Raw genomic sequence first — 25,744 nt, 5'->3', positions numbered from 1 at the left:
TATGACCTTTAAGCAATGTTCAAATATTTATGGGATTGAATTGAAAGTCGCCAGTTACGCTCGATACATGTGCTAATACAGAGCTCAGTTGCTCGAGGTTTCTGGCTAATTGGCTGAAGAGCGATGACTGTAGTATGCGCAATGTCGGCTCGCTTTATCAATTCATCCAGTTGTTCAATATCTTTCATCGTACCAACTGGATGTTTAACTTCATTCGCACGCAGTAGAGCACTATCCAAAATCGGTAACTTCCCCTTCATTGCCACCTTAGGTGACACTGTCACCCAGGTGTTTTCACTCGCTAAAATAGGAGATGTACCACTGGTTTCAATTTGGCATTGGCAACCAATTGATTCAAACGCCTCTGTCAGTGGTCGTAAATCATAAATACATGGCTCCCCACCTGTTATTACAATATGACGAGCTTGATAACCTACTTGGTGATATTGTTCGATTATGTCAACGCATGAAGCACTACACCACGTTGGCAAATCTTGGGTTTTCGTCAAAATCTCTTTAAGAGAACGTTCATCTTGAGGCGTAGCATCCCAAGTATGCTTTGTATCACACCAAGAGCAGCCTACAGCACACTCCTGAAGACGAATAAACACCGAGGGGATACCAGTGAAAACCCCCTCACCCTGTATGGTTTCAAACATTTCGTTAATTTTGTACAACTTAATCTCAGCCTAAATCATCATCTGTCTAATGCCGGACCGAGACCTTAAATGACTGCAACACGAAGGTCAACTAAATCAGAAATAGATCGTTCACAATATTTTCGTGTTCTGCTTATTGAGTAAACGGATATATGGCAAGGTTTAAAAGATAATACATTAAAAATGTGAAGTTAAATTATAGGTTTACGCAACCAATGAATATGATGTACAAAACCTAAGTCTTGGTATAATTGTAGTGCAGCTTGATTAAAATCCCATACCTCAACGAAAACTTGCTTTACCCCATATTCATTAAAACGTTTCTCAACATCTCGATATAACTGTGTAGCGACGCCAAATTTTCTCGCTTTAAGTGTTACATAAAGTTCATCCACACTTCCCATTTGAACTGGTTTACTTACGCTCGATATTAACTCACAAAAATGGGCTGTAATAAAGCCAACGATATTACTATCAACACAAGCAACTAATACAAAACAATCGGGGGCATTGATGTATCTAGCAATACTTTTATCCTGCTCGATTTCTTGGGCTGTTTTAAAGTGGTCTGGACATTTGAGGTGATGCTCATCATGAAGCTTGAACATTAACTCATTGAGTTGTTCCAAATCATTGCTATGCGCGACTCTAGTTATAACATTTTTCATAGTAAACCTTTTACATACAGAAGCCTGCAAATCGCGACCTTATATCACTAAGTAGCCCTAAATATTAAAGGCTACCTATATGTTATTCAATCATCTAGCGTTCTAAAATTTTTTCAATTTCATTTAAACTTGTAGGGTCATCAATCGTTGAAGGTAAAGTATACTCTTCTCCATCTGCTATTTGGCGGATAGTTTTGCGTAAAATCTTCCCTGAACGAGTTTTGGGTAAGCGTTCAACAACTAGTGCCTGTTTAAAACATGCAACAGCTCCAATTTTCTCACGGACGACATCAATGATCTCTTTTTCCAGTTCGATATCGCTCACCTTAACTCCATCTTTTAAAACTATAAGACCTAATGGTAGCTGTCCTTTAAGTTCATCACTTATCCCAACAACCGCACATTCTGCAATTGCAGGATGCCCTGCCACTACTTCTTCCATTTCCCCTGTAGATAGCCTATGGCCAGCTACATTAATTACATCATCAATTCGACCCATAATATATAGATACCCATCACTATCAAAGTACCCGCCATCACCACTTATATAGTAACCCGGAAATTGATTTAAATAACCAGACTTAAACCTATCGTGATTACGCCATATAGTAGGTAAACAACTTGGAGGCATAGGCCGTTTTATTGCTATAAAGCCTTGTTGGTTAGGCCCTAACACCTCCCCCTGGCCGTCAAGAATGTCCAAATGGTAACCTGGTACTGGTTTTGTGGATGAACCAGCTTTAACAGGCATAGGCTCTATTCCTATTGGATTGGCAACGATGGGCCAGCCCGTTTCAGTCTGCCACCAATTGTCGATAATAGGTTTACCCGTTTTTTCTTGTGTCCAATTCATAGTGGGTGAGTCAAGCCTTTCACCCGCCATAAAGATCACCTGCAATGGAGATAAATCATACTTTTTAATTTGTGTACCTTCAGAGTCTTCTTTTTTTATCGCACGAAAAGCCGTTGGTGCAGCGAACAAGACATTCACTTTATGCTCTGCACATACACGCCAAAAAACACCAGCATCAGGTGTTTTGATTGGTTTACCTTCGTATAAAACGCTTGTACAACCGTGGATCAAAGGCGCATACACAATATAAGAATGCCCCAATACCCAACCAACATCAGAAACAGCCCAATACACACCATCTTCGGCAATATTATAAATTGCTCCCATAGAGTATTTGAGTGCAACAGCATGACCACCATTATCCCTCACCACACCTTTAGGTTTGCCAGTCGTGCCAGAGGTATAGAGAATATATAATGGATCAGTAGATAAGACTGGTACACAGGAATGAGGTTGGGCTTGTTCATAAGCTTGATTCCAATCTAAGTCATAGGACTGAGTTAATTCGGCCAGGCATTGAGGTCGCTGATAAACAATTACTGTATCCGGTTTCCAGTTACTTTTTTCAATAGCTTTATCAACGAGAGGCTTATATGGGATCACTGTTGTGAACTCAATACCACAGGATGCAGTCAGAATGATTTTAGGTTGCGCATCATCAATTCGAACCGCAAGTTCATGAGGAGCAAAACCACCAAATACCACGGAGTGGATTGCACCTAGTCTTGCACATGCCAGCATAGCCATAGCAGCTTGAGGGATCATTGGCATATAAATAATCACTCGATCGCCTTTACCTACCCCTTTACTAGCAAGCATTCCAGCTATTTTCGACACTTGATCTCGTAATTGGTTATATGTGTATCGGCTTTTGTTTCCTGTAACCGGAGAATCATAAATTAGAGCTACATTATCGCCTCGACCCTGCTCACAATGATAATCTAGCGCCAACCAACATGTATTTAGAACGCCATCGGAAAACCAGCGTTCAATGCCATTGTTATCAAACTCTAAAATTTTGGTAGGTTTTTGAAACCAATTGATATTCTCAGCTTGGCTTTGCCAAAACTGTTTGGGATCTTCCTTGGCCAATAAATATTCTTTCTGATAAGCAGACATATCGATTCCTCCAGTATGCCCAGATAAGTTTGAGGCCTGTATTTATTCACAGACTTACTCTAAAAAATATCGGAAGGGACACGAACAAAACCTTCCATAATTATTCGCGCACTTCGGCTCATTACTGCTTTTTCAACAACCCAGCTTTCCTCATTACAGATCGCAATAGCGCCAACTTTTAATACACCAGACGGGTGTCCAAATGTGATCGAGTGTTTTTCACCGCCACCTGCGGCTAGATTAACGAGTGTTCCGGGGACACTTGAGGCAGAAGCAATTGCCACTGCGGCTGTCCCCATCATGGCATGGTGAAGTTTACCCATAGATAGGGCTCTAACCAGTAGGTCTACATCGCCTTCAGAAATATATTTACCATTCGATGCACGATAGCTCTTAGGTTTAGATACAAATGCTATTTTGGGCGTATGCTGGTGACTTTCAACCGCTTCGATGTTGCTAATAATGCCCATTTTTAATGCCCCATGAGCTCGAATTTTCTCAAATTTATCCAAAGCATTTTGATCATTATTGATATCATCTTGAAGCTCTGTCCCTGAATAACCGAGCGAGTCTGCTTGTAAGAATATGGTCGGTATACCTGCGTTTATAAACGTTGCATTAAATGTTCCGACCTCTGGAACAACGAGTTCATCGATTAAGTTTCCGGTAGGAAACATGTTACTTTTTCCGTCTGCTGGCGACATAAAATCTACTGGAATTTCTGCCGCAGGAAAAGTAACCCCATCTAACTCAAAATCACCGGTTTCTTGTACGTTTCCATCTTTGATAGGAACATGAATGACAATAGTTTTGTTGATGTTGGATTGCCATACTTTGACCACAGCGGTACCATTTTTAGGAATGCGATCGGGTGGCAATAATCCGGCGTGTATAGCAAAAGGTCCTACCGCCGCAGAAAGGTTGCCACAATTGCCACTCCAATCGACCAATGCTTTATCAATCGCAATTTGGCCAAATAAGTAATCGACATCATGTCCAGATCGAGTGCTTGGGGAAAGAATAACCACTTTGCTGGTACTTGACGTTGCTCCCCCCATACCATCAATATGCTTTGAATAAGGATCAGGGCTGCCAATTACCCGTAATAAAAACGCATCACGCTCTTTCCCAGCATTCTGCACTTTGGGAGGTAAGTCGTTCACATTGAAAAATACGCCCTTGCTCGTTCCACCGCGCATATAAGTTGCCGCAACCTTTATTTGATTGGTTCGATGATTTACCATTGCTCCTCCCTACTGCGCAAGAAAATCTTGAGCAAAACGCTGTAATACACCACCAGCTTCGTAAACCAAGACCTCGTCTTGTGTGTCCAAGCGGCATATGACTGATGTCTCTAAACGTTCGCCGCTCTTGCGTGTAATGATTAAGTTAAGGTCTGCGCCTGCTTTGATATTTCCTGTTACGTCATAAATTTCACTACCGTCAAGGTTAAAAGATTTTCGGTTCTCACCCAGCTTAAATTCGAGAGGTAACACCCCCATTCCAACAAGATTAGTTCTGTGAATTCGCTCAAACCCTTCCGCAACTATGACTTCAACACCAGCCAAGCGAACCCCTTTTGCCGCCCAGTCTCGTGACGAACCTTGACCATAATCTGCACCTGCAATAATGATCAAAGGCTGTTTGCGTTCCATATAAGTTTCAATCGCTTCCCACATACGAGATACTTTCCCTTCCGGCTCAATGCGGGCAAAAGATCCCTGAACTACTTCCCCATTGTCTTTGACCATTTCGTTGAACAGCTTGGGGTTAGCAAATGTGGCACGTTGTGCAGTAAGATGATCGCCACGATGTGTCGCGTAAGAATTAAAATCTTGCTCAGGAACGCCCATTTGGGAAAGGTATTCACCCGCTGCACTGGATGCAAGTATTGCATTTGAAGGAGACAAATGGTCAGTTGTAATATTATCTCCTAAGACAGCTAACGGCCTCATTGAAGATAACGTACGTTTACCAGCAAGAGCTCCTTCCCAATATGGTGGCCGGCGTATGTAGGTACTCATCTTTCGCCAATCATAGAGTGGGGTAACATTCGACTCCTGATTATCAAGCTTAAACATCTGTATATAAACTTGTTTAAATTGTTCAGGCTTAACATAATCAGCCACAGCTTGATCAATTTCTTCATCAGTTGGCCAAAGATCTCGCAGATAAATAGGGTCACCATCTGGGCTTTGGCCTAGCACATCACGCTCAATATCAAATCGAATCGTCCCAGCAATAGCGTAAGCCACTACGAGAGGAGGAGAAGCCAAAAAGGCTTGTTTAGCATAAGGGTGAATGCGGCCATCGAAATTTCGATTACCAGACAACACTGCTATAGAATACAGATCTCTGTCTATGATTTCTTGCTGAATTTTTGAGTCTAAAGCGCCACTCATGCCATTACAAGTTGTACAGGCATAACCAACAATTCCAAAGCCAAGCTTTTCCATTTCTGGCAGTAATCCAGCTTCTTCAAGGTAGAGCTTGGCTACTTTAGAACCTGGTGCAAAAGACGATTTGACCCAAGGCTTTCGCTCTAGACCTAATTGGTTTGCCTTTTTAGCCACCAGTCCAGCCGCAATAACATTCCTTGGATTACTTGTATTAGTGCAGGATGTGATAGCGGCGATGATAATGGCTCCATCAGGTAAGCGCCCTTCTGTATTATCCCACTTGCCTGCTATCCCTTTAGCTGTAAGATCTGAAGTGGGTAAACGACGATGCGGGTTAGACGGACCAGCTAAATTTCGAGTGACAGATGAGAGGTCAAATTCCAACACTCGCTCGTACTCAACTTCCTTTAAATCACTCGCCCAAAGTCCAGTTTGTTTCGCGTATTTTTCGACTAATGCTACCTGTTGTGAGTCCCGCCCTGTCAATTGCAGATAACGGATCGTTTGTTCATCGATATAAAACATTCCGGCGGTGGCACCATACTCTGGTGTCATATTAGAGATAGTCGCTCTATCTCCTATCGTAAGACTACTGGCACCTTCACCAAAAAATTCAAGATAAGAAGAAACGACTTTCGATTTACGTAAGAATTCGGTAATAGCTAAAACGATATCCGTCGCTGTCACTCCAGGACTTCGCCTACCGATCAGCTTCACGCCTATGATCTCCGGGAGTCTCATCATAGAAGGACGCCCTAACATAACCGTTTCAGCCTCTAACCCACCTACACCAATTGCAATTACACCAAGAGCATCAACGTGGGGAGTGTGGCTGTCGGTACCGACGCACGTATCTGGGTAAGCTATACCATCTTTAACTTGTACAACTGGGGACATCTTTTCAAGATTAATTTGATGCATAATACCATTCCCAGCAGGAATGACGCTGACATTCTCAAATGCGGTTTTACACCATTCAATGAAATGAAAACGATCTTCATTTCTGCGTTCTTCAATAGCTCGGTTTTTTTCGAATGCATCGGGATCGTATCCACCATGCTCAACAGCTAAAGAGTGATCAACAATCAGTTGAGTTTCAACAACAGGGTTTACTTTTGAGGGGTCTCCACCTTGATCAGCAATGGCATCTCTTAAACCAGCAAGATCTACTAAAGCGGTTTGACCCAAAATATCGTGACAGACAACTCGTGCTGGATACCATGGAAAATCCAAGTCTCTCTTACGCTCAATTAACTGCTTAAGTGATGCGACTAAAGTCTGTGGATTACACCTTCGAACCAGTTGCTCAGCAAGAATTCGAGAAGTGTAAGGCAAGCGATTATATGCTCCGGGAGAGATATCATTAATGGCTTGACGAGCATCAAAAAAATCTAAATCAGATTCCGGAAGTGATTTGCGGTAATTTATGTTCACTGTACAACTCATAGTGTTGTTTCCATCTAAATATCGTACTGGACTGAATTTTTTTCTAAGTCAGAACGATAGAGATTTAGGTAGATAAAGGAAATATGTTGGTAATGGCTAGCTTGAAAGCAGCTTTATAAAGAGGGCCGTTGGAAGAATAAAAGCCAAAAGTAGAATCGACTTATGGCTCAACTTGGTCTTTTACAGACAAAGAGGCTCAGTATTCAACTCTAAACCTCTACAAAGCAACCACTCTCGCTTTTACCTCTTATCAATAGGTAACCAATCCTGAGCTTCTGGCCCTGTATAATCCGCACATGGGCGAATTATTCGATTATTAGAACGCTGTTCAAAGACATGAGCAGCCCAGCCAGTAAGACGACTCATAACAAATATGGGGGTAAATAATTTAGTAGGAATATCCATAAAGTGGTATGCGGATGCGTGGAAAAAATCAGCATTACAAAACAATCCTTTTTCACGTTTCATCACGGTTTCTACACGTTCTGAAACAGCATAAAGATGTTTATCACCAACCTGCTCAGATAACTCTTTTGACCAACGTTTAATCAATGCATTCCTAGGATCGCTTTCACGGTATATAGCATGACCAAAGCCCATAATTTTGTCTTTGTTAGCTAGCATTCGTATGATATTAGACTCAGCGTCTTCAGGCGTCTGCCAATCCTGAATCATATCCATTGCCGCTTCATTCGCTCCACCATGCAAAGGGCCTCTAAGGGTACCAATCGCTGCGGTAATGCAAGAATGTATGTCAGACAAAGTTGAAGCGCAGACTCTTGCTGCGAATGTAGATGCATTAAACTCATGCTCAGCATACAAAATAAGGGAACAATGCATAACTTGTTTGTGCAGTGTGCTGGGTTCTTTATCAGTCAACATTTTTAGAAAATGCCCGCCAATACAGTTCTGAGATTGGTCTTCTGTATCTATTCTCACACCATCATGACTATAACGATACCAGTAACAAATGATTGCTGGGAATAAAGCCAACATTCTCTCTGTTGCATTGAGTTGCTCAACGAAATTAAGTTCTTGTTCTATGTTTCCCAAAACTGAGCAGCCCGTACGCATAACATCCATTGGATGTGCATGACGTGGCAATAATTCAAGCGCTTTTTTTACCTCATCAGGTAAGCCACGTAGACTTATTAATCTTGTTTTATAGGCATCCAATTCTTGGTGAGTTGGTAAGTGACCACGTAACAAGAGGTGCGCCACTTCTTCAAATTGAGCGTTATTTGCTAAGTCTGCAATATCATACCCTCGATATGTCAGGCCTGTGCCCGTCTTTCCGACTGTACATAAAGCAGTACTTCCGGCACTTTGCCCTCTTAGGCCAGCCCCAGCTAACTCTTTGGTCGACATATAGAACTCCTTTTCTGTCTAGCTAATTCTCTTTACTGGAACCTAATGGTTACCAAAAAAAATACATTATTGAATCATTTGATAGATGAGTTTTTGCCTATGATTAGTTATTTTCCTGTGAAAAAAGTTGATCTAGTTTTTGTTCGTAGACATGATAGTTTAGATGCTCATATAATTCGTTTCGCGTCTGCATAGACTCAATAAGCTCTACTTGGTTTCCCTCTTTCAATAGGTGTGCATATACGTTTTCTGCTGCTTTATTCATCGCACGAAATGCACTTAATGGATAAAGCACCATACTAACGCCTACTTCCACCAGCTGTTGTGTACCAAAGAGAGGTGTTTGACCAAATTCAGTAATGTTGGCCAATATAGGAACCTCTTTTCCCGTGGCTTGTTTCAGCGCTTTGGAGAATTGGGTATATTGTTCAAGCTTATTCATCGCTTCAGGAAAAACCATATCAGCTCCTGCTTCAATACAAGCAATTGCCCTCTCTATGGCTTTATCCATGCCTTCAATCGCAAGAGCATCGGTTCGTGCCATGATCACAAAACTTGGATCATGGCGAGCATCTACGGCTGCTTTGATACGATCAACCATCTCTTTCTGACTCACTATGGCCTTATTGGGCCTATGTCCACATCGTTTTTGTGCAACCTGATCTTCCATATGCACTGCTGCAGCACCCGCTTTTTCCATTGCCTTTATCGTACGTGCGATATTGAATGCACCTCCAAAACCGGTGTCAATATCCACTAACAGCGGGAGATCGCAAGCGTTACAAATGCGCTCAACATCAACTAAGACATCATTAAGCGAGGTTATGCCGAGATCGGGTAAACCATATGAAGCGTTTGCAACGCCTCCGCCAGATAAATAAATCGCTTGATGTCCGAGGTTTTTCGCCATCATTGCACAATAGGGGTTGATTGCGCCGACAATCTGTAATGGACTGCTTTGCTCTATAGCAATCCTGAATTTTGCACCTTGAGATAAACTCATGACAATGTCCTTCTAATCATTGTGAGTTATTGAAATACGTTGCTCAATTAATTTTCTGCTGTCTGATATATGTCGCCTCATCAGAAGTTCTGCTAATTCTTCATCACGATTTCCTATCGCTTTCAATATCAATTTGTGTTCGTTTAATGCATCTATAGGCCTTGATTGAGACCGCGGGGACTGATATCGATACATACGCAGTAAGTGGTATAATTCATCGCATAGTAAAGATATCAGTTTGCTATTTCGACTTGCTAAAATAACGCGATAGTGGAAATCAAAGTCTCCCTGCTGATGGAAATAAGACCCACCATCAACCTCATCAATATGTCTAGAGTGTTTTGCAAGTAAGGCTTCCAATCTTAAGATCTCATCATCCGATATGTGTCTAGCGGCTAATCTAGCAGCCATCCCTTCCAGAGCCTCTCTAACCGAATATACTTCTATCAATTTCTGAGTTGAAAGCTTAACAACTCTCGCACCAACATGCGGGATACGCTCGATAAGTCCTAAACCTTCAATTCGCATCAAAGCTTCTCTTAATGGACCTCTACTCACTTTTAAACGCTTGGCTAATTCTGGTTCAGAAATTTTACTACCAGGCTCAAGCGTTCCAGCAACGATAACGTCTATCAAAAGCTCCGTTAAATTTTCAGATTTGGTGCTTTCTCTTTCTTTGAGCTTCGTTTCCATACGGTAGGCGAGTTCATCATTCATATTTACTTATGATCTTTAACTTAATTGTCTACAATACTAAGTCCAAAAATACAAAATACCCAAAATAAATGTCATAAATCAATACCATTGTCGACAATCAGGACAAACTGGTAGCATATATCATTAATGGATCATACTTTTAAGAAACTTGCCTCTCTTCGTTCAATCATTTTTGTGAACTAACTGCGCAGTAATAGAACCAAAGCTATGAATTAACACAAGTATCTGCCTACTATCTTATCTGGGACCAGTAGGGAAGTTGATAATCGAATGAATGCACATTTTGTAAAAACGATAGCTCTAACGTTACTGGTGTTAAATATTACTGCATGTTCTTTATTTTCTCTTACGGATCGAGAGCCATACTATCCCTTATTTAGAGACAGCGTGTATACGGATGATAGTGTAACCATTATCGACACAAACAATGTTGTGAGGAAGGCAATTAAATCGAACGATTATGTTAATGTTTCGGACCATGAGGCCGTGAATAATAACGCGTCTAAAATATTTTCAGAGGCTATTACAAGCTCAGCAACTTCAATAAAAGATATTCAAAATACCTACTTTCACAACGGATTAGAGGCAGTCATAAAACAATTCACTTGTGAAATGTATGCAAGTCAACAGCCAGCTAATTCTGTTCAGCTTTGTCCATTATCATCTGAAATCCTCAATAATAATCTGCAACATCTCCCCTTCACCAAGGGGCTGAGAGTTAATCATCGTTTAAGCGTTACAGTACATGATGATTCAGGAGATCTTGAATTAGAGTTTTTTTTGAAAAGTACACAAGAAAGATCGCTTAATACACTCTGGGGAGCAGTACATGAATTGGGAAACATCCTTCATTCAAACCTTGCTGAAGAAAGTTTAGTGCTCACCATTAACATGAGTGTCCATAAAAAAAATCATTTGGATACTCTCTGGCGCGCTCTTCATCATGAGCCTTTGGTGTTCTTTGTGATCCTTCCATCGGTCGATTCCATTTTGCAGAGTAAAAATGAAGCTGAGAGTATGGATTTTGCCTATGCCGAGGCGAAATTATTAGTGGTAGATAGTCGTTAAAATAAAAATATATCAATGTAGCTCACACATTAAGCATACTTCGAATATAAATCACATGTTCTCCCAACTAGTAGGATTTATTTACGCTCGATTTACTGCTACTTTTTATTAAATCGCTATGTTCTATACGTAACAGCATAATTTGTAAGACTTTTATTCTTCATAAAATTACAAGGATATCCTATGGCTGATAAATACTCAGCATCAGCTAGCTTAATTTCTGCAAAAGATTATAAAAACCAAGAGCACTTAGTCAGTGATTTTATCGTGACTCAAGCTTTATCGGTATCTTTTGAAATAACTGCCACTATTGTGTCTTCAACTTTTAGCTCTCAAGAGCAGCTTGGACAGCTATTGACCATCAACCGCTATAGCAATGAATCTGGTAGCAACAAACTGCAGCGGACCTTTAATGGTGTAATCGCGCGTATAGAGCAAATGGGATTAGATGCTAATCTACAGTTCATGCAATATAAGTTAACACTTAGGCCTTGGTTCTGGCTACTTACCCACACTCACTCATTTCGAGTCTATCAAACACAATCTACAAAGGACATTATTAGCGATATTTTCGATACTGCAGGCTTCAAAGGAAAATATAAACTTTCTAGCTTACCTTCAACAAAAAGAGAATATTGCCTTCAGTATAACGAGTCTGATCATGATTTCGTCGCTCGATTACTTGCAGAAGAAGGACTGCATTACTATTTTGAGCATGAAACAGGCGATCATATCTTGGTTATTCAAGATGCAACATCTCCTTTTGATAAGGCCGATGCTGCGAAATTTGATATGCAAGAAACCCCGTCTGGTAGCCTACCTTTGATACATTCTTGGATTCCAATTATGTCGTTTCATGGAGCAAGTATCGAATTAACTTCTTACGACTATTCACAATCCAAGCTCATTACAAGCAAAGCCAAAAATAGTAGTCATACTATCGCTAACAATACAAAATTGACGTCCTCTTTTTATCCTGAATTAGGAATTAGTCGTGACATGACAGACCTATCTAGTAACCTTGCTAAAAGACGTATTGAACATCTTGAACAAGATTATCAGTCAGTCGTAGCACATGCGAAACATGACATGTTCGATATTGCGACTTGGTTTAGTCTAGATAGCCATTTAGACAAAAACCAATTGGGTGATTTCTCGGTGATTGGCATATCAACTCACTACAAAAATGATGTTCAATGCACAACAGAAGTTAAGCTTACTCCTAAATCAACACCAACCTACCCAAGACCAAGGGGAAAACAGATAGTCAAAGGTTTGCAAAGTGCAACTGTTGCAGGCTCCACTGCTGGGGAAATAAATCAAGACGAGCAAGGCCGAGTTAGAATCCAATTCCACTGGGACACTGAGTCAAGTGGAGACAAAACAAGTTGCTACGTCAGAGTTGCTCAAATGATGGCAGGAAGTGGCTATGGGGCCCAATTTATTCCTAGGGTTGGACAGGAAGTTTTAGTTTCCTTTATCGATGGCGATCCAGATCAACCTATTATTACAGGAAGTGTATATAACAGCGAGAATGCTCCACCGTACAAAGAAGCAAACACGACTAAAAGCGGTATAAAAACGAAGTTAACTGCAGAAGCAAACGAACTTTATTTTGATGACAAAAAAGATAATGAACTTATATATCTCCATGCCGCCAAAGATATTTCCCAAGAAGTTGAAAATAATCATACGGAAACAGTCAAAGGCGAACTAAATCAAACCGTCACTAAGGCGATGACAATTAAAACAGAGGATAATTATAGTTTAGAGGTTACCAAGGCAATTAGTGGTTCTGCTAAATCTATTACACTTGAAGCCGATGACACTATTGACCTTAAAGTGGGCTCCAGCAAAATATCAATGTCTTCTTCTTCAATATCAATAGAAGCCACCGATATAGATATCAAAGCAAGTAGTTCTCTCAACCTAGAGGGGACTAATGTGACGAGTAAGGCTACATCAGCAAATAAGCTATCAGGCACAACAACTGCACTTGAGGCCACAAGTTCAAACAGTATTAAGGGACTCAGCGTGGAGATAAAAGCGAGTACAACCCTAAGCGCTGAAGGTTCATTAGGCGCAGAGTTTAAATCTGGCCTCAAAGGGACATTCGATGGCGGTTTATTAGGCGAGTTAAAAGGCGCAATTGTTAAGGTCAATTAAACTATGTATAAGAAAATTCCCTATCAAAGTAGTACTCAAATTATGCCAAGATTCCAAGCCTCCGATGATGCAAAGGAAATCATTGGTGAAGATCTTCCAATAGACCAAGTAATCATCCACCTACAAAAAGCTGAGCTCAATTATGACTTAGTACAATTTCTTGCCCATGCTTTACCTGTTCGAGAAAGTATTTGGTGGGCTTTATGCTGCTTATCATCACGTAATGATGTATGGAATGATGTTCAAAAAATGTCATTAAATACATCAAAACACTGGGCATTGGCCCCTTCAGAGGAACTTCGAAGAAAGTCGGAACTACTCGCTAACAGGCTAGAACTAAATTGTGGACCATCTTGGGCAAGCCAAGCAGTATTTTGGAACGGTTCAGGGAGTATAGTTGCACCGGATTTGCCGGTAGTGTTACCAGACCCATTTTTATACTCCAAAGCCGTCGCTGGTTCCATAAACCATGCAGCCGCACTGCCAAATTGGGATCAAACAGCAGTCTATTATGAAAATGCTATTACATCAGCGCTTAATATTGCTAATGGTGGAAATGGAGGATTGGAATGACATTGCCTGCTGCCCGACTTACCGATATGCATGTGTGCCCAATGCAAACTCCCGCAGTCCCACCTATACCGCATGTAGGAGGTCCAATAACTGGACCAGGAGCGCCAACTGTATTGATTGGAAGCATGCCAGCAGCAACACTAGGAGATATGTGTGTATGTGTCGGCCCACCTGATTCAATTATAAAAGGAAGTGCAACTGTGCTAATCAATAGTAAGCCTGCCGCAAGAATGGGCGATACTACTGCACATGGTGGTTCAATTGTATTAGGCATGCCTACTGTGTTAATAGGAGGTTAATGACTCTAACTCACTATGATCAAAAATTAAATTGACCAAATTGACATAATTAAGGGTCATTTTCCTGATTTAAATCTCTTTTTTAATAAAATAATGAATTTAATGAATTTTTTCTGCCAAAACAGACTAGACTCTGGTATGCACAAATATTTTTAATAATTAAGTTATTGAATACTTAATAAATTATTTTAGCATCTAATGACGGACATTGTATGGTTGATACTGAAGCATTATTGAAACCTATATCGGAAGAACAGCCATCAGGTACCTACCTCAAATTGGATCGAAGTGTCTATCGTACTTTGAGAAATCATTACAATACGGCACAATCATCATTTCGTCAGTTAATCGAAACTCCTGATGCTTCCAGCAATGAATCCTTAATCGAAGCGAATGACACAAACTGGAATTTAGTGCGCACCACCACATTTGACGCCCTAACTTCGCAAACAAAAGATACTGAATTATTAGGGTGGTTCATTACCAGTCAGCTGTTCACATCGTCTCCTTATAGTAATCTAGCAAAATCTACTAAAGTCCTAGTCGAATTTATCGAATCATTTTGGGAAACTCTTCAACCTCAACTTCCTTTGGATAAAATCAAAAGTGAGGATGAATTAGGGCGCAATAAAGAGTTGATTGAGTTTCGTATCAAACCCTTGCTCCAACTCGTTGGTGAAAGCCAAGACTCGACCGCACTTTTTATGCCGTTGCAATTGACCGATCTAATAGGACACATTACATTTGGTGATTTTTTGCAGGCTGAACGAAGTGGTACGCTTTCAGAACTTAAAGAGACAGCTTACTCGTTATATTCAAACGAGATAGAAGATGTTGTACGAGATCTCGCTATCGCATATCAAAATTTAAATGCCGCCGAAAAACTTATTGCACAAGAATGTCAAAAAGTGGGCCTATCTCCCGTTAGTTTTAAGTTTGCAAAAGCGAATCTTTCCGAATTACTCAAAGCAATACAATATTTAGTCGGCGATCGATTTGCACCATGGCCATTAGACAGTAACTTCAATCTGATTAATCATCAAACTTTACAAAGTCAAACTTCCTCTGACTCAGAAGTGCCTAGTGTACCCGCCACTAATGCACAATCGACACTACCAAGTGCTGATAATGCCTTAGTGGAAGAAGCTAATCATAATCAAGCTACCTCAATAGCCGGCATAATAACGAGTCGCGATCAGGCGTTTCACGAACTGCGCAAAATTTCACAATTTTTTCAGCAAACTGAACCCCATAGCCCTATCCCTTTTTTGCTAGAGCGAGCAATTCGATGGGGATACATGAGCTTACCTGAACTCTTAAACGAGATGACTGGCGGTAACTCAGGTGCTATTACCCATATTAATCAGGTTTCAGGTATGGATAACTTAGAACCAGCTAAGCTAAACCGTATAACCGCAGCATCAAATAAAGCACTTTCACAACCATCTGAGCTTGCACAGACGGATGTAAACGCACCGACAATACAGACTTCAACTGAGTCTGCCACATACAACGAAAGGCCTCCTAAAACTGAGGGTGATACGACTCAACCAGATAGTGGTATTAGTAATTTCGAATGGTAAAAACATAACATGCTAAATTAGCAAAGGAGAACAAAATGGCTTCTATATTTATGAGAATTGATGGTACTACCCCAAAAGGTGCCGCAACAGTAGAAAAAATTAATGGTAAAGACGGGTTCTTTGCTATTGATACTGTATCTTGGAATGCAGTACGTGGTGTGGGTATTGATGTCGGTAATGCAAACAACGCAGACCAAGGAATGGTTGCATTGGGCGAAATTAATATTACCCGTGGATGTGATGGTGCAACACCACATATTGAAACCTTCTTGTACGCCCCTGGTCCCGAAGGTAAAAGTGTTGAAATTGTTATGACCAAACCAAACCGTGAAGGTTCTGGGGCCGATCCATACCAAATAACTACTCTTACAGGAGCGCGTATATCTAGTTACAATTCTGCAGGATCTGACGGTAGCCTGCCGAACGAATCTTTTTCCCTTACATACACTAAAATTTCTAAAGCTTATTATATCGAAGGCGAAGGTGGAAAAATTGAAAAAGGACCAGAAGTTGGCTTCGATGCAACCACGGCAAAAATCACCTCATCAGCAAGTTAATTAAGTAAGGAGGCCCAGTGTGGCACTGAATTCCCAGCACAAACGTGTAAGTAAAAACCGCGTGAGTATTACTTACGATGTGGAAACTAATGGCGCCGTAGAAACCAAAGAACTCCCTTTCGTGGTTGGGGTAATTGGTGATTATTCTGGCCATAAACAAGATAAAGAAGACGTTGAAGATCGCACCTTTTATAACGTTGATAAAGACAATTTTGATACTGTAATGAAACGTGTAGGTCCTGAATTGTCTCTAAAAGTTGACAACGTACTTGCTGATGATGACAGTCAATTTGAAGCTGGATTGAAGTTTAAATCAATGAAAGACTTTGAACCTGAGGCTATCATCGAGCAAGTAGAACCTCTCAAAAAACTTGTAGAAACCCGTAACCAGCTCAAAGTACTTCTTTCCAAAGCAGACCGCTCACGAGATCTCGAAAAATTACTAAAAGAAGTGTTACAAAGCGCTGACACAATCTCTGCACTGTCTGAAGAGCTAGGTGTAAGTAAAGAAGGAGGTGAATAATGAGCACAGAAGCTGAAAATCAACCACAAGCTGAAGCCACCGAGGGTTCGCTGAGTTTTCTTGATAGAGCAATAGAAGCGACGACTCAAACTCCAGCTGACACAACTAAAGAGCTCTTCTCCGTTCTTGCTGAGCAAGCACTTTCTGGAACCGTAACATGGGACAAAAATGTTACTAAAACCATTGAAAATGCAATATCAGACATCGACAAACAACTATCGAAACAGCTGTCTGAAGTGATGCAACAGAAAGACTTTCAGAAGTTAGAAGGCTCTTGGCGTGGTCTACAAAAGCTAGTAAAAGAAAGCGAGCTTGGTCGTGACTTGAAAATCAAAATGGTTGATTTTACTCAAGAAGAGCTTCTTGATCAGTTTGAAGACGCACCAGCAATCGACCGTAGCCCATTTTTTAATGCTGTTTATCAGGGAGAGTTTGGTACCGCAGGTGGAGAACCTTACGGTACTTTCATCGGCGACTATGAATTTAGCTCAAAAGATGAAGATGTTGCTCTACTGCGCTATATGGGTGAGGTCGCAGCAGCATGCCATGCACCCTTTGTCGCCGCGGCTAATGCACAAATGTTTGAGTTTAACGATTTCACAACATTTGATGAAGGCAAGCCTATTGCAGCTGGTTTTGATTCACCAGCCTACGCCGCATGGAATGCATTTCGCGAGAGTGATGATGCAAGGTACGTAACTCTTACTTTGCCAAGAACTTTAGCTCGTTTACCATACGGTGAAAAAGGACTAGGTACTGAGCTGTTCAACTATGAAGAGCTTGATACAGATATGGATGGTAATCCGAACCCATCAAGCAATGACCAGCTGGTTTGGTCTAATGCCTCGTATGAACTTGGACTGAAGATGACTCAAGCATATACGGCATCGGGTTGGTGTACATCAATCAGAGGACTAGATAACGGCGGGAAGGTCGAGAATCTTCCTAACCTTACCTACAAAACCGAAGCAGGAGATCTTGTTCAGCAATGCCCTACCGAAGTCAACCTGACTGATGAACGAGAAAAAGAACTCAGTGACTTAGGATTCTTACCTCTTGTTCACTATAAAAACTCAAATTATGGTGTTTTTATTGGTGGCCAAACAGCGCAAAAACCGAAAACTTATACTGACCCCGATGCAACAGCAAATGCTTCAATTTCTGCTCGCCTACCCTATATCATGGCTAGTAGTCGCATTGCACATTACTTAAAAGTAATGGGACGGGATAAGCTAGGTTCTAACTTAGAAGCACCAGACATACAGCGAGAGCTACAACTTTGGATAGACCAATATACCAATGCTGGTGCAATTGGTAATGAACAACGAGCTAAAACACCACTTTGTGAGTCAAGAATCGAGGTTGTAGAACAACCTGGTCGTCCTGGCTCATATTCTGCGGTTGCTCATCTGAGGCCTTGGTTACAATTAGAAGAGCTGACAACGTCGGTACGCATGGTTGCCAAAATCCCAGGCTAAACGAATCTGAGGCCGGGTAATTCCGGCCTTAATTCTTTTTTTGTTTTAGTTCTAAGAGTCGTATGCAAGCAAACTTCAATATTGATTGGCAAAAAAAGTTTTCGAAACTAGACAACACAAACAGCGACTTTCTCAAAGAGGCGCTGTCTATGTTGTCTGAAATAGATTCAGGTGCTTTATCCAACAAACCTTCTCTTATCAATTTTATCGCTAAGTTAATTGCTTTCTTAGATCAAAAGCTGTCTCATCAAATGGACAAAATTATACATCACAAAGACTTTGCACAACTTCACAGCAGTTGGTTAGGCTTGCAGGGCTTAGCAGGCTTGCCTGTAAATAATCAACGCGTTCGAGTTAAAGTGCTTGATATGCACTGGGAAGAAGTCTCTGCTGATGTCAATCAAGCATATAATGTTAAGGCGTCGAGTCTATTCAACAAAATTGGCAACAAAGAGCTTAATACTCTGGGGGGCCAGCCATTTGGATGTATTTTATTCACCCACCCAGTTGATATCGATATGGACTTTGATTCTGACTATGACGATTTATTTACCGTTGAACTCATCAGTAAACTTGGCGAGTCCACATTATGCCCCATGATTTTCTCAACAAATGATAAGTTTTTTGTTGAATCTGGTGCCGACTGGATTTCCGACATAAACAGAATTGAGAAAATCATTTCGGGGCCTGATTTTCAAGCATGGCAGTCGCTTCGTAGCAAACAGAGTTGTCGTTTTGTTGGCTTTGTTATGCCATCAATACGTATGCGGTATCGATACCAAAATACAAAAGTAGGCTTTATTTACAATGAGCTTGGAACAGGGCTATGGGGAAATGCAGGATTTGCTTTTATTTCAACGGTTATGCGTGAATATCATAGAGTCAATTGGTTTGGTTTTCTTAAATCTCGTTGGAATGACAAATCTCAAGGTGCAGTAATTAATATTGACCAACATGATTGTTTGTTTATCCGAGAGCCGCAGACAAATGTGGTATTATTTGGTGAAATATCAAAATTTTATGCTCAGCATGGTTTTATTCCCCTAACCAAAAGCCCTCTAACAGATAAATATTTTTTCAATGGCAATAACTCCATATGGCAAAGCGGAAAATCTGATAATGATAAGGTGTTAACCCAGATCCAAACCAGCCTAATGTCTTGTCGTATTGCTCATTATTTAAAAGTACAGGTACGTGAAATGCTAGGCAGCTTTAATACAGCATCTGAATGCGAGCTTTTTTTGACTCAATGGATTGAAAAGTTCTCCAGTAATGTCACCTATGCTAATGAAGAGACACTTGCAAAATACCCGCTTAGCTTCGCTAAGATATCTGTGACAGAGTCAGAGACTCACCCCGGAAGCTTTATATGCACATTAAGAATTGTACCTCAATATCAATACGATCACTTTACTGGTGAAGTCATACTCACCACGGATTTAGATGAGGTGGCCTAGTGGGATTTTGGAAGGCATTCATAGAATCAAAGGGATACGCTCAGAAAGAAGAGATAGACGATATCAAATATCACCTGATCAAACTGCTTGAGTCAGAGTCACCGTTATTGAACATCGATGATAGGTTCAGCCAACTACAGCGCTCGAACCTTCGTTTTGGTATTGAGGACGTACAGTTACTCAGTGCTAGCCTAGATCAAGCTCAACTTTCGATTCGCTTAGAGAGTTATATACGTCACTTTGAACCTCGCCTTTCGCAGGTCATGGTCGAACTATTAGAACGTAACGATAGTGAAAACGCATTAGTATTTAACATTATTGCTAGAGCCAACACGTCGAAAGGTGAACAAGAACTTATCTTTGACTCCAAGATTTCACTTAATGATCTAACCACAATCATGACGGAGGACAGCTATGACTGATCCTTTAATGCGTTACTTTGAGCAAGAGCTGACATTTGTACGCCGGGCACTCGGGCAATTTGGTCAACAACATTCCGAACATGCAGAACGACTTAATATCCATCAAGGACAAATTGAAGATCCAAGCCTTGCACGGCTACTAGATGGTGTCGCTCTTTTGAACGCAACTATAGAAAAACAACTCTCTGAACAATTGCCTGAAGTGATCGAAGGATTACTGAATGTTATCTACCCGAGCTATACTCAAACCATACCCAGCGTTGCCTACATGCATTTATCTTCACAAGGTGACTCACCTGAATCGACAATTATTCCCAAAGGATCCCACTTTACCTCCGATGCAAAAGGTAGAGTGTGTCAATTCACTACAATCGATACTTTAGAAACGGCACCTTTTAAGCTATTTGATACTACAGCTTCGAGTGCTCCTTTTAAATTTAATCGGCCAGCAGGAGCAGAACAATCTACAGCGGTCATTCAGCTTTCACTATCAACAGGTGACCCTAGCATTCTTTTTTCACAACTGAACCACCAAGATTTAGATTTATTTGTACAAGGCTTCGAAAATAATGCTGACTCTATAATTGAGTTGTTACTTGGTCAAACGAAAGCAATATCCATTTCAGATATAAGCTGCGATAAGCACATCGTTTTGCCAGCAGAAAAATTAAAAAGTCGTATTAGCGATCTTAAATTTCTTTTTTTACCACAAAAAGGGAATCAATTTTCTGGCTTTCAACTCATCAGTGAGTTTTTCTTCTTCAAAGAAAAACGTCAATTTTTTCGTCTAAAAGATTTTGGTGAAGCGGCAAAAAAAATTGACAGTTCTGAAATCAAACTCAATTTATTTATGAATGCCATTCCAGCAGAGTTCATGAGATTGTTCGATAATCATGTGTTTAAACTTGATGTTATCCCTGCAATCAATTTATTTGAACAAACTGGAGAGCCAACAAGCTATGACCAACGTTGCCTTACCATACCTGTCAATGCAGATGCTCATAGTGATAGTGACATAGAAATCGTTGAAGTAAAAAGGGTATTTGAAATAACACCGCAAGGAGAAAAACCGTTAATACCATTATTTCGTGACAGTTATCAATCTGATCAAACCGCTGATTATTGGCAAAGTGCAAGAGACTTATCTGGACAATTTAGGCTTGCCATTAGCCTCAAGCCAACTCAAGAGTTGGAGTTTAGTAAGTTATATGGCACGAACTTACTTTGCACAAATGGTAAACAAGCTTGCGGGATTAATGGAGAAATGGAATGTACCGAGAATATCGATATACTCGGTACTTTTACCGCTATTTACCCACCTACGGCACCAATTGGACGAGAACAGAATTTAAACCTTCATTGGCAGTTTGTTGGACTTTTAAATGGTAACTTTTCATCTTTATTACATGCCGAAAACCCTACCGAGAAACTAAAGCAGATGCTATTGCTATGCAGTAGAGAACAACTATCCGCAGAAGAAATCCAGACAATACACAATGTATCTGTTAAATCACAGGTTTCCGCGATACGAATCATGGGGAAAAATGTATTCTCACCTGGGAGTGAAATCGAATTGACACTTGACACACAAAACAGCTTTCTTGCTTTTAGCGATGTACTTAATCGTTTTTTCCAACAATTTTGTAGCTTCGATCGGTATATTCAACTTTCCGTAAAAATATACGGTAGGGATGGCATTTCTAAACGCTACCCTAAAATACATGGGAGTCAGTTAGCAATGTAATTGCTAATTGGAAAGACTATGTCCTTGATAAGCGATTTAAGCCAATACCCCCAACAATATGACTTCGCTCAAGCGATGAGATTACTATCGCACTGGATAAACCAGAGTCCAACTAGAGTTAAGCTTGAATTAAAAGCTGAGGCCATGCCTACAGGCGATGCTAGTGAGATTCAATACTTCTCGTTAAAAAACAATCGACTTAAACTTCGGCTAGCAAAACAGGCTCTATCAGGTGTCAAAGGCGTCATTCCAAATTATATTTATGAAGAACTGCTATCTGCTCTCCATCGAGATGATCACGCTTTAAAAAATTTTCTTGATGTATTCAATCAACGCTATTTTGAATTAGTTAGCCATTTAGAGGCAGGTGCTTGGCTAGTGGTTCAAAATGAATTACAGCCCCAAAAAACATCCTTACTCAACAATCTTGCAGCATTGAGCAAATCACATGCAAAGTACTTCCAATATTCGATGCTTCTCAATCAAGGGCAAAGAAACTTAAGCACGCTTTCGCAGATACTTAATGATTACTTTCCTTTTGATATAAATGTCTCAACAAAAGTCAATGAGAGACGCCAATTACCTTATGATTCTTTGACTCGGATAGGTAAAGATGCACATTTTAATAGTCGAGTGGGCCATGGTTTTTTACTCGGCAAAACGTGCTTAACTCACTTTAGTCACCTTCTGGTGTATATCACTCCTAAAACTGAAAGTGAGCTTGTCACAATACAATCAGATCCATTACTCGCAAAACACATGAAAGAGGTTATTCAACATTACCTTGGTGATAATACGTCAACCTCAGTTTACCTTAATGTGAAGCGAGAATATTTAAATCGACCAAGACTTTCTAGTAACAAACACAATGCGGCAAAATTGGGTGAAGTAGACTGCCTTGCGCCGGAAAGAAAACCTCAACAAACAGTAAGTATTCTTCTGAAGTAAACAACTTTAGGATAAACGATGAGCTAGGTATTAACTGCCTTTGAAATACAAGGAAAATGGTATGACGCAAGTTACACTAACAAATTTAGTCGCTAAACTGTCACCTGAGTTGAAACAAGCACTTGAAGTTTCAGCAGGCGCAGCTATGAATCAAAATGTCCCTTCAATTGAGACCGAACACTGGTTATTGCAGCTTATCTCTCAACAAGACAAGCACCTTGCTAATCTTATCCAGTCACAAAACTTGTCCCAAGATAATTTAATAAATGAGTTATCTTCTAAGATCTCTCGCTTGCCTAAAGGAAATGAAAGTCAACCAACCTTAAGCCAAGCACTTACAGAAATTGTCAAAGATGCTTGGATGCTTGCTTCTGTCAATTATGGTCATGGTGAGATTATCAGCCTGCACCTTATCCAAGCACTACTCCAACAAAATGTACTAGGCATGAACACACTTCAACTGGAAAGCCTACAAAGTGTTTCCTTAGAGTCATTACAAGGACTCACCAACAAAGCGGCTGTTGCCAGAGCGAAAACCAGTCCCCAAAGTACTGGAGGTGATGTTACCGCTCCTATTGGCAATGATGCATTAAGCAAATACACAACGAATCTAACCCAGCAAGCTCTAGATGGTAAAATTGATCCTATATCTGGACGCAATACCGAGGTTCGTAAAGCCATAGATATTCTTTGCAGAAAAAGACAAAACAATCCAATTATGGTCGGGGAACCTGGCGTTGGAAAAACCGCTGTTGTTGAAGGTTTAGCTCTAAGAATCGCTGAAAATGAAGTTCCTGGTGCGCTTCAAGGTGTACAAATCCACTCTTTAGACCTAGGTCTGCTTCAGGCAGGAGCGAGCGTTAAAGGTGAATTTGAAAACCGCTTAAAAGATGTCATTAACGAAGTAAAAAATAGCGAAGTACCTATTATCGTGTTCATCGATGAAGCTCACACCCTAATTGGTGCAGGAGGTGCCGCTGGTCAAAATGATGCGGCAAATTTACTTAAACCTGCATTAGCTCGCGGAGAGTTTAAAACAATTGCCGCAACCACTTGGGCTGAGTATAAAAAATATTTTGAAAAAGACCCAGCTCTTACGAGACGCTTTCAAGTCGTGTCTATTGAAGAGCCAAGTGCAGAAGATGCGAAACAAATGCTCAGAGGCATCGCTGCCTCTTTACAGGAACATCATGGTGCCTTTATTGCTGAATCAGCGATTGCTGCTGCCGTCCATTTATCCATTCGTTATCTACCCAGCCGTCAACTCCCAGATAAAGCCATCAGCCTCTTAGATACTGCCAGTGCACGTATTGCATTAACACAGGGGGCAAAACCAGAAGTTATTGAATCCCTTGAGCAAACTATTCGTTATCAACATAATGAAAAATCTGCTCTAGAGAAAGAAAATGCTTTATTTGGGGGCGCTGAAGACGAAATAAATCAACTAACCTTACAAATTACAACAAATGAAAAAAAATTAACGGGTTTGCAGTCAAGATGGAAACAAGAAGTTGAGATTGTTGATGATATAAAGCAACTCCAGCAAGAAATCAGTGATACTCAAGCCAGTGATAAAGTCGACAAATCACAACAAGATAAACTTAATCAATTGATCGATAAACTCACGATATTGCAAGGAGATGAACCTCTTGTAAATGCAATGGTTGATGACAATACAATCGCTCAAGTGATTGCTAATTGGACAGGTATCCCAGTTGGTAACATGATGAGTGATGAAATAGCCCGCCTTTTATCATTAGAGGAAGAACTCGACAAACGCGTTATTGGACAAAATGTTGCTAAACAAGAGCTGGCTAAAGCGATCCGTATATCACGTGCAGGATTAACAGATAATCGTAAACCTATCGGTGTATTTCTAATGTGTGGTCCAAGTGGCGTTGGTAAAACAGAGACAGCTATGGCCCTTGCGGAACAATTATACGGTGGTAACAGTGATCTGACAGTTATCAACATGACTGAGTTTAAGGAAGAGCATAAGATTTCTATGCTGCTCGGCTCACCCGCAGGTTATGTTGGTTTTGGAGAAGGTGGCGTTTTAACAGAGGCTATACGTCGTAATCCATATTCTGTACTTCTACTGGATGAAATGGAAAAAGCTCACCCTGGAGTACACGACTTATTTTATCAGATTTTTGATAAAGGACATATTAAAGACAGTGAAGGCCGCACAATTGACTTTAAAAATACCATCATCATTATGACGTCCAACGCTGCTGATGAAGCAATTTGCGATGCATGTGCCGGCAATAGTGAACGATTAGATAATGACGAGTTACTCGAAGCTATACGACCAGACTTACAGCACTATTTTAAGCCTGCATTTTTAGGCCGAACTACTATTGTCCCCTATTATCCACTCAATGATGATGAGCTCTCTAAAATTACAGAAATATCTCTTGCTCGGATTAAGAAAAAGTTGGCCGAACAATACCAAGCTTCTTTTACGTGGGATAAAGGGTTTATAGACTATGTGGTGGCCAAGAATACTGACCCTACAACAGGTGGACGAGCGGTTGAACAGATCATCAACCGATCCTTAATGCCGAAACTTGCAGAGGAATGTATTAATAGACTGAGTTTACAACAACCTATTACTCAAGTGTCGGTCATAGCGGCAAACGACGAAACAGGTTTTGAGTTAACTATCCAATAAGTATGAGATTGAACAGCAAG

At 40.6% G+C, this 25,744-nt stretch carries 21 protein-coding genes; 13 read left to right on the top strand and 8 right to left on the bottom strand.

All coding sequences use genetic code 11. The features are described from left to right. Positions 1–8 precede the first annotated feature (8 nt). From queE to KO511_RS19340, 8 genes are all read right to left on the bottom strand, one after another. A complete protein-coding gene (queE, locus tag KO511_RS19375; protein WP_252724456.1) occupies positions 9–677 on the bottom strand; it encodes a 7-carboxy-7-deazaguanine synthase QueE in 669 nt (222 codons plus the stop codon). Positions 678–850: 173 nt separating this feature from the next. Continuing rightward, positions 851–1,327 carry a GNAT family N-acetyltransferase gene (locus tag KO511_RS19370; RefSeq protein ID WP_215989033.1) on the bottom strand — a complete coding sequence of 159 codons (477 nt, stop codon included), beginning with the start codon at positions 1,325–1,327 and terminating at the stop codon, positions 851–853. Between the two features lie 94 nt (positions 1,328–1,421). Beyond that, positions 1,422–3,299: a propionyl-CoA synthetase gene (locus KO511_RS19365; protein WP_215989032.1), complete on the bottom strand. Its 1,878-nt coding sequence runs from the start codon at positions 3,297–3,299 to the stop codon at positions 1,422–1,424. 59 nt (positions 3,300–3,358) lie between these two features. Then, positions 3,359–4,543, bottom strand: coding sequence for a 2-methylaconitate cis-trans isomerase PrpF (prpF, locus tag KO511_RS19360; protein WP_215989031.1), 1,185 nt, complete (start codon positions 4,541–4,543; stop codon positions 3,359–3,361). Positions 4,544–4,552: 9 nt separating this feature from the next. Beyond that, a complete protein-coding gene (gene acnD / locus KO511_RS19355; RefSeq protein ID WP_215989030.1) occupies positions 4,553–7,144 on the bottom strand; it encodes a Fe/S-dependent 2-methylisocitrate dehydratase AcnD in 2,592 nt (863 codons plus the stop codon). Positions 7,145–7,384: 240 nt separating this feature from the next. After that, entirely contained in the window at positions 7,385–8,512 is a 1,128-nt protein-coding gene (gene prpC, locus KO511_RS19350; protein ID WP_215989029.1) for a bifunctional 2-methylcitrate synthase/citrate synthase, read from the bottom strand. A gap of 103 nt (positions 8,513–8,615) precedes the next feature. After that, positions 8,616–9,515: a methylisocitrate lyase gene (prpB, locus tag KO511_RS19345; RefSeq protein WP_215989028.1), complete on the bottom strand. Its 900-nt coding sequence runs from the start codon at positions 9,513–9,515 to the stop codon at positions 8,616–8,618. 12 nt (positions 9,516–9,527) lie between these two features. Continuing rightward, positions 9,528–10,232 carry a GntR family transcriptional regulator gene (locus tag KO511_RS19340; RefSeq protein ID WP_215989027.1) on the bottom strand — a complete coding sequence of 235 codons (705 nt, stop codon included), beginning with the start codon at positions 10,230–10,232 and terminating at the stop codon, positions 9,528–9,530. A 270-nt stretch (positions 10,233–10,502) separates the two neighbouring features. Between KO511_RS19340 and KO511_RS19335 the strand changes: the two genes are divergently transcribed. The 13 genes from KO511_RS19335 to tssH all read left to right on the top strand — a co-directional run bounded on the left by KO511_RS19335 (position 10,503) and on the right by tssH (position 25,724). Continuing rightward, on the top strand, positions 10,503–11,300 hold the full coding sequence (locus KO511_RS19335) for a hypothetical protein (RefSeq protein ID WP_215989026.1): 798 nt from the start codon (positions 10,503–10,505) through the stop codon (positions 11,298–11,300). Positions 11,301–11,483: 183 nt separating this feature from the next. Next, positions 11,484–13,466 carry a type VI secretion system Vgr family protein gene (locus tag KO511_RS19330; RefSeq protein WP_215989025.1) on the top strand — a complete coding sequence of 661 codons (1,983 nt, stop codon included), beginning with the start codon at positions 11,484–11,486 and terminating at the stop codon, positions 13,464–13,466. Positions 13,467–13,469: 3 nt separating this feature from the next. Continuing rightward, positions 13,470–14,039, top strand: coding sequence for a DUF6931 family protein (locus KO511_RS19325; protein WP_215989024.1), 570 nt, complete (start codon positions 13,470–13,472; stop codon positions 14,037–14,039). Then, on the top strand, positions 14,036–14,338 hold the full coding sequence (locus KO511_RS19320; protein WP_215989023.1) for a PAAR domain-containing protein: 303 nt from the start codon (positions 14,036–14,038) through the stop codon (positions 14,336–14,338). The genes KO511_RS19325 and KO511_RS19320 overlap by 4 nt, the downstream gene beginning before the upstream one ends. Before the next feature lie 212 nt (positions 14,339–14,550). Then, positions 14,551–15,921: an ImpA family type VI secretion system protein gene (locus KO511_RS19315; protein ID WP_215989022.1), complete on the top strand. Its 1,371-nt coding sequence runs from the start codon at positions 14,551–14,553 to the stop codon at positions 15,919–15,921. A gap of 35 nt (positions 15,922–15,956) precedes the next feature. After that, the gene (locus KO511_RS19310; RefSeq protein ID WP_215989021.1) at positions 15,957–16,478 is read left to right on the top strand and encodes a type VI secretion system tube protein Hcp; all 522 of its coding nucleotides are present in this window, start codon (positions 15,957–15,959) and stop codon (positions 16,476–16,478) included. A gap of 19 nt (positions 16,479–16,497) precedes the next feature. After that, on the top strand, positions 16,498–17,001 hold the full coding sequence (gene tssB / locus KO511_RS19305; RefSeq protein ID WP_215989020.1) for a type VI secretion system contractile sheath small subunit: 504 nt from the start codon (positions 16,498–16,500) through the stop codon (positions 16,999–17,001). Next, complete coding sequence (gene tssC / locus KO511_RS19300; RefSeq protein WP_215989019.1) at positions 17,001–18,479, top strand: type VI secretion system contractile sheath large subunit; 1,479 nt, start codon at positions 17,001–17,003, stop codon at positions 18,477–18,479. The genes tssB and tssC overlap by 1 nt, the downstream gene beginning before the upstream one ends. A gap of 62 nt (positions 18,480–18,541) precedes the next feature. Continuing rightward, positions 18,542–19,936, top strand: a complete 1,395-nt coding sequence (locus KO511_RS19295) for a type VI secretion system contractile sheath domain-containing protein (RefSeq protein ID WP_215989018.1) — start codon at positions 18,542–18,544, stop codon at positions 19,934–19,936. Beyond that, positions 19,936–20,358: a type VI secretion system baseplate subunit TssE gene (gene tssE, locus KO511_RS19290; protein WP_215989017.1), complete on the top strand. Its 423-nt coding sequence runs from the start codon at positions 19,936–19,938 to the stop codon at positions 20,356–20,358. The genes KO511_RS19295 and tssE overlap by 1 nt, the downstream gene beginning before the upstream one ends. Continuing rightward, positions 20,351–22,102 carry a type VI secretion system baseplate subunit TssF gene (gene tssF / locus KO511_RS19285; protein WP_215989016.1) on the top strand — a complete coding sequence of 584 codons (1,752 nt, stop codon included), beginning with the start codon at positions 20,351–20,353 and terminating at the stop codon, positions 22,100–22,102. Before tssE ends, tssF begins: the two co-directional genes overlap by 8 nt. Positions 22,103–22,120: 18 nt before the next feature. Further along, positions 22,121–23,050 carry a type VI secretion system baseplate subunit TssG gene (locus KO511_RS19280; RefSeq protein WP_215989015.1) on the top strand — a complete coding sequence of 310 codons (930 nt, stop codon included), beginning with the start codon at positions 22,121–22,123 and terminating at the stop codon, positions 23,048–23,050. Between the two features lie 61 nt (positions 23,051–23,111). Beyond that, the gene (tssH, locus tag KO511_RS19275; protein WP_215989014.1) at positions 23,112–25,724 is read left to right on the top strand and encodes a type VI secretion system ATPase TssH; all 2,613 of its coding nucleotides are present in this window, start codon (positions 23,112–23,114) and stop codon (positions 25,722–25,724) included. The last annotated feature ends 20 nt before the right edge of the window (positions 25,725–25,744 follow it).

It is taken from the genome of Vibrio hepatarius (genome assembly GCF_018860525.1).
Taxonomy (GTDB): domain Bacteria; phylum Pseudomonadota; class Gammaproteobacteria; order Enterobacterales; family Vibrionaceae; genus Vibrio; species Vibrio hepatarius_B.
Note: the sequence above shows the minus strand (reverse complement) of the source record. Positions and strands in the feature narration are given on the sequence as shown.